Here is a 14,850-nt window from a genome sequence, read left to right on the forward strand (position 1 = left end):
CGGCCCCCCGGCCCCCAGCCTGTTGACCCGGCAAGCTACACGCTTGTTCGACGTTGCGCGCCCCTTACGTGTCAGAAGTCGCCCAGAATGCCGAATAGAGACCAATTCGCTGAGAGTTGACGCACGACCGCATGCTTCGGGGGAAGGCAGCGCGGTACCGCCCCGGGCCGGGGCGGTACCGCGTCACGGCACGTCAGCCGGTGGCGAAGGAGACGACCAGGTAGTCCTTGCGGCCGGGATCGTCGCTGTAGGGCTTGCTGATGAGCGTCTCGGCCAGGAACAGCCGGCCGTTCCCGTACAGGATCTCCGCGGCGTCCACCGAGAAGCTGGTCTCCGCGTCCCGCACGTCCTCCCCGGCCGGGTTCTCCATGAGCACGGTCTGTTTCATGGAGCCTCCGTCGATGCTGACGATCTGTCCGCCCGCGTCGTACGGCGGCCACTTGTAGGCGATGATGTTCCCGCCGTCCATGCGCAGCGGGAACAGCGTGTAGCGGTCTCCCGCGTCGGCCCTGTCGGTGGTCGGCTTGCCGGTGGTGAGGTCGAACGAGACGATCTCGTTGGTGTCGCCGTACTCGCCGGTTCCCTCGTGCTCCTCGGTCGGCAGGTAGAGCCGGCCGTTGCCGACGACCGCCATGCTGCAGGACTCGACCTCGGTGGAGCGGCATTCCGCGGCGTACCGGTCGGCGTCCGCCGCGATCTTGGCCTTGAGTTTGCCGGTCTTCTCGTCGATGGAGAAGAAGTCCGAGATGCCACTGCCGTCACCCGCGGTGTCGCCGACGTCGGCGGCGACGACCAGCGGGCCGGTGGAGACGATGCTCGCGTACTCGACGCCCGGGGGCATCTTGTACGAGGACACGGGCGCGCCCGTCTTCGGATTCAGGTTCTGGACGAGGAGGTACTGGCTGCCGTAGTCGCCGCACTTGCGGACGGCCGCGAGGGCCGCGCCGCCCCCGTATCCGAGGTCGTAGCAGGATTCGGTGTCGGCGGTGGGCACCCACAGGCTCTTGCCGTCGGCGAGGTTCCAGGCGGCGCCGCCCTCGAGCCCACCCGCGGCGACCGTCCCGCCACTGAGTGAGATCTCCCTGAACTCGACCTTCTTGTCACCGCTGTTGGCGCCCTTGGCGGAGCCGGTCCACGCCATCTTGCCGGTGGCGAGGTCGATGACGCCGACCTCGGAGCAGTCCTGGTGGTCGTTCTTGCCCGCACGCTTGGCCGGCTCGAAGAGGATCGCGGTCCTGTTGTCGCTGACGTGCCGGGCGGCCCCGCAGATCTGGCCCGGGAGCGGGAGCGTCCACTTCACACTGCCGGCGGAGAGGTCGTAGCCGACGACCTTGAGGACGTCCGACTTGGCGTAGACCGTGTCGGTGAGCCACGAGCCCTCGACGACGACGAGATCGTCGACCTTGGGCTGCGGAATGTTGACCAGGGTCTTCGACTTCGTGTTGGACGGAACCTTCTCGCTTCCGCCGCCACCGGGCTTGTTCCCGTCCGCACCCCCCTGCGAGCCGTTCTGCGGCCGCTTCCCCTTGGCGTCGTCGCTTCCGTCGGTGGAGGCGAACCACACACCGGTGGCGACGATCAGGAGCACCGCGACGACCGCCGCGATGATGATCTGCGTCTGGGTGCTCAGCTTCTTCCGCGGCTGCGGCGGCATGAAGTGCGGCTGCACCGGCTGGGTGGGGTAGCCGTAGCCGTACGGCTGCTGGCCCATGGGCTGGGTGTGCGGCTGGCCCGGGGCCTGCGGATAGCCGTACCCGGCGGGCCGGCCCGGATGGCCGGGGGGTGCCTGCGGGTAGCCGTAACCCGGGCCCTCCGGCGGCGGGGTCGGCGCGCCGAAGCCTCCCGGCGGAGGGTCCTGCGGGGCGCCGAAACCGCCCTGCGGGGGCTGCGGCTGCGGCGCCTGATTCGGCTGGTGCGGCTGGTTGGGCGGCTGTGGTGGCTGCGTCATGCGTGGGTACCTCTGGAGGGTGTGAAGCGGAGGGAGTCGGTCGGGGGCCGGGGCGGCCGGGTCGTCCCTGGGGACGGGGTCACTCGCCGATGGCCATCATCGTCTCCCTCTCCTTCTCCTCGGCGTCGTTCGAGGCGACGACGGTGTCGGCGACGAGGAAATAGCGCCCGTCGGCGTACACGCCCCTGGTCGCCATGAGCATCCGCTCGGTCTTGGCGGACGATGCGGGGAGCTGAAGCAGCACACGGAGGTCGGTCCCCCCGGGTGCGACGGAGGCCAGCGCCCCGGGCTCGTCGGTACCGATGGTGGGCATGGTCCTGACGAGCAGCTCGCGCCCCTCCATCCGCAGCGGCATGATCATGTGTCCGCCGGGGGCCTCGACACGCCGCGCCTCGACGCCCGTGTCCAGGTCGAAGGCGACGATGCTGTTGGGCTTGTCCACTCCGTCCGGCGCGGCCGTGGCCATGTAGAGCGTGCTGTCGTCCGCGACGACCTGACAGGTCTGCAGATTGCCCTTGTCCACGACGTCCTCGCTGCACCAGTTCGCGTACTGGTCCTGGCCCTGGATCGAGGAGCGCTTGGTGCCGTCGGCGTTGAGCACGAGGATGCCCTGTCGGTCCTTCGAGCGGTCGACGGCGTGGACGACCAGCGGGTCGACGGAATACACGTTCTCGACGACATAGCCCCGCGGGAGGCGGTACTTCCACCGGGAGGCACCGGTTGCCGGATCGATCCCGTGGACCTCTTCCTGCGGGTTGTCGGCGTCGTCGACCGGGCACGAGACGGACGCGACGAGAGTGGAGCCTTCGTTGGCGTACTCGTGCGGCTGACAGACGTCCTCGCCGCCTTCCCACTTGCCCCACAGCGGTTTGCCGTCGCCGAGACGGTAGGCGGTCGAGTGACCGTAGCGGCCCGCGGTGACGGTGTTCCCTGTGAGGGTGATCGAGTAGTCCCAGTCGAAGTCGAAGTTGCCGTCCTCGACGATCTTCTGCGTCCAGCCCTGTTTGCCCGTGCGCAGGTCGACCATCCGGAGCTGACGGCACTGGTCTCCCTCCGCGCCCGGGCGCTCCTGCACCGCGAGGACGATCTTGTCGTCGGCCGAGGCGTGCTGCGGGGCCCGGCAGATGCCGGTGCCCAGCGGCAGGCTCCACTGCAAAGTGCCGTCGGCCACGGAATGGGCCGTGACCGAGCGGTGCATGGCGGTGACGACGGTGTCCCCGACCAGCCAGGGGCCGAACACGTCGCCGCCCAGGCCGGGAAGGTCGACGTCGTTCTTCCGGAGCCAGAGGACCTTGGCGTCGCCCGGCTTGCGCCCCTTGTTGAGGTGCGCGGCCTTGGCGGTGTCGGGGGCGGACCCACCGGGCAGGCCCGCCTCCGCCTTCTTGCCGCCGCCGGCCGACGAGGACGGGCCGGTCGAACTCGCCCCGGCGGTAGGCCTGTTGCCGCCACTGTCCTTGTCGTCCCCGTACAGGGCGAACCAGGTGCCGCCGCCGATCGCCAGCAGCGCGGCCAGGCCCGCGGCGAGCAGCGCCGCGGGCCTGCGACCGGACGGCGCGGCCGGACCGGTCGGTGGAGCGGAGTAGCCGCCTCCGTAGGGGTTCAGCCGCCCGTACGGACCCGCCTGGGGCGGCTGATACGGACCGGACTGTCCCGGCGTGGCCGGACCGGACTGTCCCGGCGGCGGCGGGGACGAGTGAGTGGGCTGGGTCATCGCGGTACTGCGACCATCACTTCCCGAACGCCATCATCGTCTTGGTCTCCTGCTCCTCCGCGTCGTTGGACGCGCTCACCCGGCTGCTGGCGAGGTAGAACCGGCCGTCCCGGTAGAGCATCTTCGGCGAGTAGAAGCTCCGCTCGATCACCGCGGTGGACTGCGGGTGCTGCAGGATCACGTCCGGCTTGCCACCGGTCGGAGCCAGGGTCGCCACCGCGCCGCCGGCGTCGAACGTCGGCTCCATGTAGAGGAGGACGTTGCCGCCCTCCATGCCCAGGGGCACCACCGTGCGGTCGGCCGGGGCGTCGGCACGCCACTTCCGCTTGCCGGTGTTGAGGTCGAAGGCGACGACCGCGTTGGTGCGCGACGTTCCGGAACTGGCGGCTTCGGTCGCCATGTAGAAGGTGTTGGCGTCGGCCGCGACACCGACACAGCCCTCCAGATGGGCGCCGAAGACGATGAACCCGCCGCCGCAGCGCGGCTGGTACTTGTCCTTGCCGCCGTCGATCTGCGAACGTGCGGTGCCGTTCGCGTTGAGGGCGACGACACTCCATTTCTTCTCGTCCCGATTGGTCAGCGACAGCACGAGCGGGCTGACCGAGTAGACCTTGTCGACCTCCCAGCCGGCCGGGAGCCGGTACGTCCACTTGGCCGCGCCGGTCGTCGGGTCGAGCTCCTGCACCTGGTTCTGCGCCTTGCCGTTGGCGCTCGGGCAGGTCTCGGAGGCGATCAGCTTGGGGCCGCCGGCGAAGGCCTCCGGCTGGCAGTTGCCCGGCAGCTTGCCGAAGAGCGCCTTGCCGTCGCTGATCCGGAACGCGTCGGAGTTGCCGGTGCGGGCCGCGGTCACGGTGGTGCCGCTGATGGTGAGGCTGATGTCGGAGAGCAGGTCCCAGACGCCCTTCTTCTTGAGGACCTGCTTCCAGCCGGCCTTGCCGGTGGTGGCGTCGACCAGCTGCAGCTGCGTGCAGTCGGCCTTGTCGCTCGTGCCGTCCTTGTACGCGACGACGAGCTTGCCGTCCGCCGTCGTCTGCGTGCTGGCGGCGCACAGCTCGGCGGGGTACGGGATGCTCCACTTCTTCTGACCGGTGGTCGCGGAGTAGCCCGTGAGCTCCTTGTACATGCCCTTGACGACCGTGTCGCCGACGACCCACGGGCCGGACACGTCCGACCCGTTGCGCGGCAGGTCTATGTCGTTCTTGGCCAGCCACAGGACCTTCGCCTCGCCCGGCTTGCGCCCGGCGTTGAGGTCGTCGCTGTCGTCGCGGCCGCCGCCGGTGCCGTCGCCCTGGTCGACGGATGCCGAACCGCTCGGCTGCGGGAGCGCGGTCTGCTTGGGGTCGGCCTTCTTCTCGCCGTCATCGCCCCTCAGCACGAACCAGGTGCCGGTACCGACGACGAGCAGGGCGGCCACCGCCGCGCCGATGATGACACCGGGCTTGCCCTTGAAGGGGTTGCCGCCGCCGGGCGGTGGTGTCGGGCCACCGGGGTACTGCGGCTGGCCGGGGTAGCCGTAGCCGCCCTGAGGCTGACCGTAGGGGCCCGGCTGCTGGTACGGGCCGGGCTGCTGGTTGTACGGGCCGGGCTGCTGGCCGTACGGACCCGGCTGGTTGTACGGGCCGGGCCGGCCGGGGGCCTGCTGCGGGTAGCCGTAACCGGCCTGCGGGGTCTGGGGATGGCCGTAACCGGGCTGCGGCTGACCGGCCTGGGGCGGGGCCTGCGGTGGCGCCTGCGGCGGGACCGGTGGCATCTGGGGCGGCTGCGCGGGCTGTTGGGGCGGCGGAGGAACCTGCTGCTGAGCGTCCCCACCGTTCGAAGAGCCCGGGGGCGGGTCCTGCGGAGACCCGAAGCCTCCCTGCGGCGGTTGCTGGCTGGGCGGCTGAGACATGGCAGCACTTCCCCCTTCGTGCGGTCCACGACCCGACCGGCCTCCCCCGCGATTCCGTACGGCAGTTGCCTTACGGAAAGGAGCGAATCGGACATGGATGGCGCAGCGTCACATCAGTCGAGCGGGGCTTCTTTTTATCACCCGCCCGGCCGGAAAGTACGGGCCGGTCCGCCCCTGTACCCAAGGGAGGACCGGCCCGTGATACCGCCGTTACGCGTCCTCGGCGAGTTCGAGCCAGCGCAGCTCCAACTCCTCGCGCTCCCCTGCCAGTCCGCGCAGTTCCGCGTCGAGCTTCGCCACCTTCTCGAAGTCGGTGGCATTTTCGGCGATTTGCGAGTGCAGCGTGGTCTCCTTCTCGGAGATCTTGTCCAGCTGCCGCTCGATCTTCTGGAGTTCCTTCTTCGCTGCCCGCACGTCCGCGGCGGATTTCTCCGGGGCGCCGGACTTCTCGGCCACGGCAGCCGGTGCCGGGACCGCGGCCTCGATCATCCTCTGGCGCCGCTCCAGGTACTCGTCGATGCCGCGCGGCAGCATCCGCAGCGCGGCGTCGCCGAGCAGCGCGAACACCCGGTCGGTGGTCCGCTCGACGAAGAACCGGTCGTGGGAGATGACGACCATCGAGCCGGGCCAGCCGTCGAGGACGTCCTCCAGCTGGGTGAGGGTCTCGATGTCGAGGTCGTTGGTGGGCTCGTCGAGGAAGAGCACGTTCGGCTCGTCCATCAGCAGCCGCAGCAGCTGGAGGCGGCGCCGCTCACCACCGGACAGATCGCCGACCGGCGTCCACTGCTTCTCCTTGGAGAAGCCGAACTGCTCGCACAGCTGCCCGGCCGTCATCTCCCGGCCCTTGCCGAGGTCGACACGGTCGCGGATCTGCTGGACGGCCTCCAGCACCCGCAGGTTCGGGTCGAGTTCGGCGACCTCCTGCGAGAGGTAGGCCAGCTTCACCGTCTTTCCCGTGACGATCCGTCCGGCGCTGGGCTGCTTCTCGCCGTCGCTGCGGGCCGCCTCGGTCATCGCGCGCAGCAGCGAGGTCTTGCCCGCCCCGTTGACGCCGACCAGGCCGATCCGGTCGCCGGGGCCGAGCTGCCAGTTCAGGTGCTTCAGCAGCACCTTCGGTCCGGCCTGGACGGTCACGTTCTCCAGGTCGAAGACCGTCCTGCCGAGCCGCGACGAGGCGAACTTCATCAGCTCGGAGGTGTCGCGCGGCGGCGGCACGTCCTTGATCAGCTCATTGGCGGCCTCGACGCGGAAGCGGGGCTTGGACGTACGGGCGGGGGCTCCGCGCCGCAGCCAGGCCAGCTCCTTGCGGACCAGGTTCTGCCGCTTGACCTCCTCGGTCGCGGCGATGCGCTCGCGCTCGGCGCGCGCGAAGACGTAGTCGGAGTACCCGCCCTCGTACTCGTACACCGTGCCGCGCTGGACGTCCCACATGCGCGTGCAGACCTGGTCGAGGAACCAGCGGTCGTGCGTGACGCAGACGAGCGACGAGCGACGCGTCTGGAGATGGCGGGCGAGCCAGGCGATGCCCTCCACGTCCAGGTGGTTGGTGGGCTCGTCGAGGACGATCAGGTCCTGCTCCTCGATGAGCAGCTTGGCGAGCGCGATCCGGCGCCGCTCGCCACCGGAGAGCGGGGCGATCACCGTGTCCAGGCCCTGCGGGAAGCCGGGCAGGTCGAGCCCGCCGAACAGCCCGGTGAGCACGTCACGGATCTTGGCGTTGCCGGCCCACTCGTGGTCGGCGAGGTCGCCGATGACCTCGTGCCGGACGGTCGCCGCCGGGTCGAGGGAGTCGTGCTGCGTGAGCACCCCGAGACGCAGTCCGCCGCTGTGCGTGACCCGACCCGTGTCGGCCTCCTCCAGCTTGGCGAGCATCCGGATGAGGGTCGTCTTGCCGTCCCCGTTGCGCCCCACGACACCGATGCGGTCTCCCTCGGACACGCCGAGGGAGACTCCGTCGAGCAGGGCACGGGTGCCGTACACCTTGCTGACTGCCTCGACATTGACCAGGTTGACGGCCATTAACGCTCCAGATGAGGGGTTCGAACGGCTTCCCAGCCTAGTCGCCGGAAGTGACACCGCCGCCGCGCGAGGTGCGTTCCACCAGCAGCCAGCCCACCAGGGCCATCGCAACGGCGGCCGGGGCGGTGACGGGGAACGCGATCAGCATGGCGGAGCGGCCCTCCAGCAGGCCGGCGAAGCCGACCATGGACAGACCGAGCACGCCGAGCAGGCACAGGGTGATCCCGAGCGCGGCGAGCGGGCCTGAGCCGGGGACGACCGGTGACGGTACCTGTGACCGTGACGGTGAGGGTGACGGCAAGGGCAACGGTGACGGACGTTCGAAGGTGCGGAAGGCGGCGACCAGTACCGCCGTGAGGACGGCCGCCGCGGCGATGCGGAGCGGAGTCTGGGCCCACCAGGCCGCCGAGGCCGGTTCGGGCAGCGGTACGTCGAGAGTGAGGAGGGCGCCGTACACGCCGAGCATGGCGGTGAGGTGCCACAGGAAGGCGGTCATCGCGCTGCCGTTCGCCGCGACGACCGTGCGCCAGACCCTCGGCCGGGCGACCAGCCGGGCGCCGGGCCCGCGCAGCAGCTCCACCGCACCGACGAGCCACAGACCGTGGCAGAGCAGGGCGACGGTGGGCGGGGCCATGTTGGAGACCTTCTCGCCCGGCATCCCGACCATGGACAGCGGGTACGGGCCGAGGGCGACGAGCGCCGCGGCCCCGGCCAGGCCGCACGCCGCGAGCACGGACGGAAGCCGCAGCCGGCCGTCGGCCCGCAGGAAGCCGAGCTGGTGGACTGCCAACCAGACGAAGGCGAAGTTCAGGAATTCCACGAAGGGCACGCCGTACGCGAAGCGGAGCACGTCCACGGCGACCGCCCCGCTCACGAGCGCCCCGAACACGCCCCAGCCGTACCGCTCGTGCAGCCTGAGCAGCGGCGGGGTGAAGGCCACCATCGCCAGATAGATCCCGATGAACCACAGCGGCTGGGTCACCAGCCGCAGGGTGACTCCGGTCAGCCCGCCGCCCCCGCCGAGCAGCTGGATGATCAGCGCGGCCGCGCCCCAGACGGCGACGAAGACCATCGTGGGCCGCAGCAGCCGGCGCAGCCGGGCCCGCAGGAACGCCGCGTACACCGGACCCTCCGGCTGCTTGCGGCGCAGCGAGCGGTGGGAGAGCGCGTGCGAGAAGCCCCCCACGAAGAAGAACACCGGCATGATCTGCAGGGCCCAGGTGAGGACCTGGAGCTCCGGCACGACGGCGAGCAGGTTGCCTACGCCGTCGGCGGTGACGGCCGCCATCAGCCAGTGCCCGAGGACGACGGTCCCGAGCGAGGCGACCCGCAGCAGGTCGACGTACCGGTCCCGGGTGGCCGGGGTTGCTTCGGCGAGCTCACGAACGCGTGTCGGCATACGGCCACGGTCGCGCCGGGGGCGGTGCGGCGTCAGCGCTCGTGTACTCAACTGCCGTCTGAGTACGTGGGCTCGCGCTGCGCTTCGGGCCGGCTCCGGGCTTGGGGGCCCGGCCCGCGATCCAGGAGGGACAGGCCCACCGCACGGTGCCGGAGGTCCGAGCCGAGCCCCTGGTTACAGGACTGTCGCGCCGGCCGCCGGGGCGGACGCCACCCGCGCCGTGCGGCAGGTGCCGGACGCGACCAGGACCTCCGCGATCTGGTCCGCCGCGTCCTCGTCCTTCGCGAGGAACGCCGTGGTCGGCCCCGACCCGGACACGAGCGCGGCAAGCGCACCCGCCGCCGTGCCCGCCTCCAGGGTGTCCGCGAGGGACGGGCGCAGCGAGAGGGCCGCGGGCTGCAGGTCGTTCACGAGCGCGCCCGCCAGCGCACCCGCGTCCCCGGTGCGCAGGGCGTCGAGGAGCATCGGCGAGGCCACCGGAGGCGGAACGTCCACGCCCGCGTTCAGGCGGTCGAACTCCCGGTACACGGCAGGAGTGGACAGCCCTCCGTCGGCGACCGCGAACACCCAGTGGAAGGCACCGCCGACGGGCAGTTCCAGCAACCGCTCACCGCGGCCGGTGCCCAGCGCCGCGCCGCCGACGAGGCTGAAGGGCACGTCGCTGCCGAGCTCGGCGCAGATGTCGAGGAGATCGGACCTCGACGCGCCGGTGGACCACAGCGCGTCGCAGGCCAGCAGCGCGCCCGCGCCGTCGGCGCTGCCGCCCGCCATGCCGCCCGCGACCGGGATGTCCTTGGCGATGTGGAGATGGACGGCCGGATCGACGCCGTACCGGGCGGCGAGCAGTTCGGCGGCGCGCGCGGCGAGGTTCGTACGGTCCAGCGGCACCTGGTCCGCGTCGGGGCCCGAGCAGGTGACGGTCAGCTCGCGGGCCGGGGTGACGGTGACCTCGTCGTACAGGCCGACGGCCAGGAAGACGTTGGCCAGGTCGTGGTAGCCGTCCGCCCGCGCGGCGCCCACCGCCAGCTGGACGTTGACCTTGGCGGGCACGCGTACCGTGACGCTCACTTCTTGGCCTCCGCGATGCGCGCGAACTCTTCCACCGTCAGGGATTCGCCCCGAGCCTGGGGCGAGACGCCGGCCGCGACCAGCGCGGCCTCGGCCGCCGCCGGGGAGCCCGCCCAGCCGGCGAGCGCGGCGCGCAGGGTCTTGCGGCGCTGGGCGAAGGCGGCGTCGACGACGGCGAAGACCTCGGCCTTCGAGGCGGTCGTCCTCAGCGGCTCGGTCCGCCGGACCAGGGACACGAGTCCCGAGTCGACGTTGGGCGCGGGCCAGAAGACGTTGCGGCCGATCGCCCCGGCCCGCTTGACCTCCGCGTACCAGTTCGCCTTCACGGACGGCACGCCGTAGACCTTGTTGCCGGGCCCGGCGGCGAGCCGGTCGGCGACCTCGGACTGGACCATGACGAGGGTGCGCCGGATGGTCGGGAAGCGGTCCAGCATGTGCAGCAGCACCGGCACGGCCACGTTGTACGGGAGGTTCGCGACGAGCGCGGTCGGCGCCGGTCCCGGGAGCTCCTGGACGTGCATGGCGTCGGAGTGGACGAGCGCGAAGCGGTTCTTCCGCTCGGGCATCCGCGCGGCGATCGTGTTCGGCAGCGCGCCGGCGAGCACGTCGTCGATCTCGACGGCGATCACGCGGTCCGCGGCTTCGAGCAGGGCGAGGGTGAGCGAGCCGAGCCCGGGTCCGACCTCCACCACGACGTCGTCGGGGCGCACCTCCGCGGTGCGGACGATCCGGCGGACCGTGTTGGCGTCGATGACGAAGTTCTGGCCGCGCTGCTTGGTGGGGCGTACGCCAAGCGCTGCGGCCAGTTCACGGATGTCGGCGGGGCCCAGAAGGGCGTCGGGGCCGGAGGGACCGCCGGGGCCGCCGGGGTCGGTGCTGGTGCTCACCGGTACAGCCTACGGCCGCAGTGCGGCCAGGGACTCGCCCCCCTTTGCACGTAGAGCTTCTTCGCCCGGTAGGTCTGCTCCGCCGCCGACGCGTCCTGCGGGCGGCCCTTGCCGCCCAGTGCGCGCCAGGTGCCGACGTCGAACTGGTACAGCCCGCCGTAGGTCCCCGACGGGTCGACGGCGTGGGGGCGCCCGCCGGACTCGCACTGGGCGAGCGCCTTCCAGTTGAGGCCGTCGGCGCCCTTGACGGAGTGCGGCAGCGGCTTGGTGCCGACCTTGACCCGCTGGGTGACCGGCTCCCGTACGACCTCTTCGGAGAGCTTCCTCGGCTTCTGCCGGACGCCGTTGACCGTACGGAGGGAGTAGGTCACGCGGCGGGCGCCGTGCCGTCCGCGCTGCTCGACGACCTCGGTGCCGGAGTGCAGGTCCGGATCCTGGATCCGGACGGTGTCGAAGGGGACGGGCTCCTCGCGGACCTGCCGGCTTCCGGTGATCCGCATGACGGTGACGGTCTGGCCGTCGCGCGGGAAGCTGCCGGACGGCACGGACGTGGTGTCCTGCCCCCGCAGGATGACGCCGGCCCGCTCGACCGCTTCGCCGACGGTCGCCGCGGTGGTCCGGATGGTGCGTTCGCGGCCGTCGGCCATGACGGTGACGGTCCGCTCGGTGCGTACGTCGAGCGCGAGGCCTCCGCGGGAGATCGGCCGGGAGCGGGACGCGGAAAGGAACGCGCCCTCGGCCCGCACCCCGATCTGGTGCAGTGCTTCGTCGACGGTGCGGGCGGTGGTCCACACCTGGCGTCGGCGGCCGTCGAGGGTGAGGGTGACGGGGCGGCCGTAGCGGACGACGACCTCGTCGCCGTGGGAGAGGGGGGCGCCGGGGGCCGGGGCGACGATGTCGTGCTCGCCGACGGTCACGCCCTCGTCGGCGAGCAGCTCCTGCACATCGTCGGCGAAGGTGTGCAGGCTGCGGGGTACGCCGTCGACGCTGAGCCGGACGGCCTTGTCGGCGGCGACGAAGGCGGTGGTGCCGCCGGCGAGGAAGGCGACGACGAGGGCCTGCGGGACGATGCGGCGCAGGGCTTCGGGGGGTCCGCTCCGGCCCGTTCTGCGGCGGCGGGCGCGGCGGGTTTCGGCGCGGCCGGCGGCGGCCACGCGGGCGTCCGCGGCACCGGCGGCGGCGGCGTCGGTTCCCTCGGCGCGGGCGCCGTCGGGCACCAGCGCCGTGACCGTCGGCGCGTACGGCGACACGGCCGGACCCGGGACCCGGACCGCGGCCGGGACCGGCACCGGTGCCGGTGCCGGTGGCACGGGTGGCGGCGGAGGCTCCATGAGCCGGGCGGCGCGGCGCCCGCCGCGCGCGGCACGGTGACTGCCCTGCGAAGTGCTCACGAGGCCGGGACCCTAGCCGAGCGCCGGTCACTCTCCAAAGCGACGCGACTACACGGCGTCGCGGCCTCGTATGGCCGTTATCGGTCAGTAACCGAACGCCCGTGCGGTGTTCGCGGCGATCGCCTTGGCCATCGCGTCCTCGTCGATCCCGCGCACCACGGCCATCGCCCGGACCGTGACCGGAATGAGATACGGCGCGTTGGGCCGTCCGCGGTACGGCGCGGGAGTCAGGAACGGCGCGTCCGTCTCCACGAGGACGAGTTCCAGCGGCGCGACGGCGAGCGCGTCGCGCAGCGGCTGGGCGTTCTTGAAGGTGACGTTGCCGGCGAACGACATGTAGTAGCCGGCGTCCGCGCAGACACGGGCCATGTCGGCGTCCCCGGAATAGCAGTGGAACACGGTCCGTTCGGGAGCGCCTTCCTCCGCCAGAATGCGCAGCACATCGGTGTGCGCGTCCCGGTCGTGAATGACAAGCGCCTTTCCGTGGCGTTTGGCGATCTCGATATGGGCGCGGAAAGACGCCTCCTGGGCCGCGATGCCCTCGGGCCCGGTGCGGAAGAAATCGAGACCGGTCTCGCCGACCGCCCTGACCTGCTCCAGCGCGGCGAGCCGGTCGATCTCGGCGAGCGCGTCGTCGAGGGCGGCGTCCCCGCCCGCCTCCCTGGCGCCCTGCCGTGACCGGCCTCCCCCAGCCCCGGGGGGCTGGGAGGTGCCCCCAGGGTCCCCGTGCACGATACGCGGGGCCTCGTTGGGGTGCAGCGCCACGGCGGCGTGCACGTTCTGGTGCGCGGCGGCCGTCTCGGCCGCCCAGCGGGAGCCCTTGATGTCGCAGCCCACCTGGACGACGGTCGTCACACCGACCGAGGCGGCCTTCGCCAGGCCCTCCTCGACGGTGCCGCTCTGCATGTCCAGGTGGGTGTGCGAGTCGGCGACCGGCACGCTCAGGGGTGCCGGCAGCGGCGGCGGGGCGTCGTTGGGCTTGGGGCTCATGAACGCGATCCTACGAGCCGCGCCCCGGCCGCTTCCGTACGGCTACCGCTCGGGGTGGGAGGAGCGGAACAGGCCGGACAGGCGTTTGCGGCGTGCCGGCCCGGAGGCGTCGCCCGGGGCGCCCGCGTCCGCCGCCGCCGGAGCCCCCGTACCTGCCGGGGCCACCGGAGCTGCCGGAGCCTTCTTGCTGGGCGCGTAGATCGCCGGCACGGGTCCCGCGATGCCCGGTGCGACCGGGTAGTGGTAGTGCTCGTCGAGGGTGTGCCGCACCGACGAGACCTGGCCCGCCCGCATGATGCGCACCTTGTGCTCACCGCAGTTCAGGCACGTCGGCCGGGACAGCGGCGACGGAACGCGCACCCCGTCCGCCTTGTAGATGATGAAGTCGTGTCCTGCGGCGTCCGTGTGGTGCTCTATCTCGTACGCCTGCTCCCAGCCGTATCCACAGCGCATGCAGGCAAAGGCATAAGCCTCCTGTACGACGCGGATACCTGCGATCTCGCTCATGTGAGCTCCTCTCCACTGATCCAGTGGACGCCTTTTCCGGCGGGAGCGCAGCAGCGCCTGTCGATTAATGGAAGGGAATTGGGTCTTCCCATGCCTGAAAGGCTCACCACACGGTCTGTGCTTTGCTTTTCAGGTTAGCCCTTTACCGTTGGCGGGGGCCTTTCGATCCGCGTTCTTTGCCGCCACCACGGCATCGAACACCTCGCGTTTGGGTAGGCCCGCCTCCGCGGCGACGGCGGCGATCGCCTCCTTGCGCCGCTCCCCCGCCTCCTCGCGCACCCGCACCCGGTGCACCAGTTCGTCCGCGTCGAGTTCGGCGGGGCCGGCGGCGGGGGCGCCCTCCACGACGATCGTGATCTCGCCACGCACGCCCTCGGCGGCCCAGGCGGCCAGCTCCCCGAGACCGCCGCGCTTCACTTCCTCGTACGTCTTGGTCAGCTCGCGGCACACAGCGGCCCTGCGGTCCGCGCCGAAGACCTCGGCCATGGCGGCCAGGGTGTCGTCGAGGCGGTGCGGGGCCTCGAAGTAGACGAGGGTGCGGCGCTCGTCGGCGACCTCGCGCAGCCGGCCGAGCCGCTCGCCCGCCTTGCGCGGCAGAAAGCCCTCGAAGCAGAAGCGGTCGACGGGCAGCCCGGACAGGGCGAGCGCGGTGAGCACGGCGGACGGGCCCGGTACGGCCGTGACCCTGATGTCCTTCTCGACGGCGGCGGCGACCAGCCGGTAGCCGGGGTCGGAGACGGACGGCATCCCGGCGTCGGTCACGAGCAGCACGCGGGCCCCGCCCTCCAGCGCCTCGACCAGTTCGGGCGTCCGGGCGGACTCGTTGCCCTCGAAGTAGGAGACGACCCGCCCGCGGGTCTGCACACCGAGCGCCTGGGTGAGCCGGCGCAGCCGCCGGGTGTCCTCCGCGGCGACCACGTCGGCGGTCTCCAACTCCGCCGCCAGCCGGGGCGGCGCGTCCGCCACATCACCGATGGGGGTCCCTGCGAGTACGAGCGTTCCAGTCACCGATCCAGTCACACCAGCCATCCTCGCAGGGCGG

General features: G+C 71.7%; 11 protein-coding genes. All 11 read right to left on the reverse strand.

Annotated features, from left to right (window positions below):
- Positions 1 to 193: 193 nt before the first annotated feature.
- The 11 genes from ABT078_RS30845 to rsmI all read right to left on the reverse strand — a co-directional run bounded on the left by ABT078_RS30845 (position 194) and on the right by rsmI (position 14,837).
- A complete protein-coding gene (locus ABT078_RS30845; protein ID WP_351233495.1) occupies positions 194 to 1,948 on the reverse strand; it encodes a proline-rich domain-containing protein in 1,755 nt (584 codons plus the stop codon).
- 79 nt (positions 1,949 to 2,027) lie between these two features.
- Positions 2,028 to 3,659, reverse strand: a complete 1,632-nt coding sequence (locus ABT078_RS30850; protein ID WP_351233497.1) for an outer membrane protein assembly factor BamB family protein — start codon at positions 3,657 to 3,659, stop codon at positions 2,028 to 2,030.
- A gap of 16 nt (positions 3,660 to 3,675) precedes the next feature.
- Positions 3,676 to 5,547 carry an outer membrane protein assembly factor BamB family protein gene (locus tag ABT078_RS30855; RefSeq protein WP_351233499.1) on the reverse strand — a complete coding sequence of 624 codons (1,872 nt, stop codon included), beginning with the start codon at positions 5,545 to 5,547 and terminating at the stop codon, positions 3,676 to 3,678.
- A gap of 210 nt (positions 5,548 to 5,757) precedes the next feature.
- Positions 5,758 to 7,566: an ABC-F family ATP-binding cassette domain-containing protein gene (locus ABT078_RS30860; RefSeq protein ID WP_351233501.1), complete on the reverse strand. Its 1,809-nt coding sequence runs from the start codon at positions 7,564 to 7,566 to the stop codon at positions 5,758 to 5,760.
- A 37-nt stretch (positions 7,567 to 7,603) separates the two neighbouring features.
- Positions 7,604 to 8,965, reverse strand: a complete 1,362-nt coding sequence (locus tag ABT078_RS30865) for an acyltransferase family protein (protein ID WP_351233503.1) — start codon at positions 8,963 to 8,965, stop codon at positions 7,604 to 7,606.
- A 174-nt stretch (positions 8,966 to 9,139) separates the two neighbouring features.
- Positions 9,140 to 10,033: a 4-(cytidine 5'-diphospho)-2-C-methyl-D-erythritol kinase gene (locus ABT078_RS30870; protein WP_351233505.1), complete on the reverse strand. Its 894-nt coding sequence runs from the start codon at positions 10,031 to 10,033 to the stop codon at positions 9,140 to 9,142.
- On the reverse strand, positions 10,030 to 10,920 hold the full coding sequence (gene rsmA / locus ABT078_RS30875; RefSeq protein WP_351233507.1) for a 16S rRNA (adenine(1518)-N(6)/adenine(1519)-N(6))-dimethyltransferase RsmA: 891 nt from the start codon (positions 10,918 to 10,920) through the stop codon (positions 10,030 to 10,032). Before rsmA ends, ABT078_RS30870 begins: the two co-directional genes overlap by 4 nt.
- Positions 10,917 to 12,251: a resuscitation-promoting factor gene (locus tag ABT078_RS30880; RefSeq protein ID WP_502981397.1), complete on the reverse strand. Its 1,335-nt coding sequence runs from the start codon at positions 12,249 to 12,251 to the stop codon at positions 10,917 to 10,919. The genes rsmA and ABT078_RS30880 overlap by 4 nt, the downstream gene beginning before the upstream one ends.
- Before the next feature lie 144 nt (positions 12,252 to 12,395).
- On the reverse strand, positions 12,396 to 13,301 hold the full coding sequence (locus tag ABT078_RS30885; protein ID WP_351233511.1) for a TatD family hydrolase: 906 nt from the start codon (positions 13,299 to 13,301) through the stop codon (positions 12,396 to 12,398).
- A 42-nt stretch (positions 13,302 to 13,343) separates the two neighbouring features.
- Positions 13,344 to 13,808 (reverse strand): hypothetical protein, encoded by a 465-nt coding sequence (locus tag ABT078_RS30890; protein WP_351233513.1) that lies wholly within the window; start codon positions 13,806 to 13,808, stop codon positions 13,344 to 13,346.
- 129 nt (positions 13,809 to 13,937) lie between these two features.
- Complete coding sequence (gene rsmI, locus ABT078_RS30895; RefSeq protein ID WP_351233515.1) at positions 13,938 to 14,837, reverse strand: 16S rRNA (cytidine(1402)-2'-O)-methyltransferase; 900 nt, start codon at positions 14,835 to 14,837, stop codon at positions 13,938 to 13,940.
- Positions 14,838 to 14,850: the final 13 nt, after the last annotated feature.

The sequence above is a fragment of the Streptomyces sp. NPDC002133 genome, from assembly GCF_040296405.1.
Classification (GTDB): domain Bacteria; phylum Actinomycetota; class Actinomycetes; order Streptomycetales; family Streptomycetaceae; genus Streptomyces.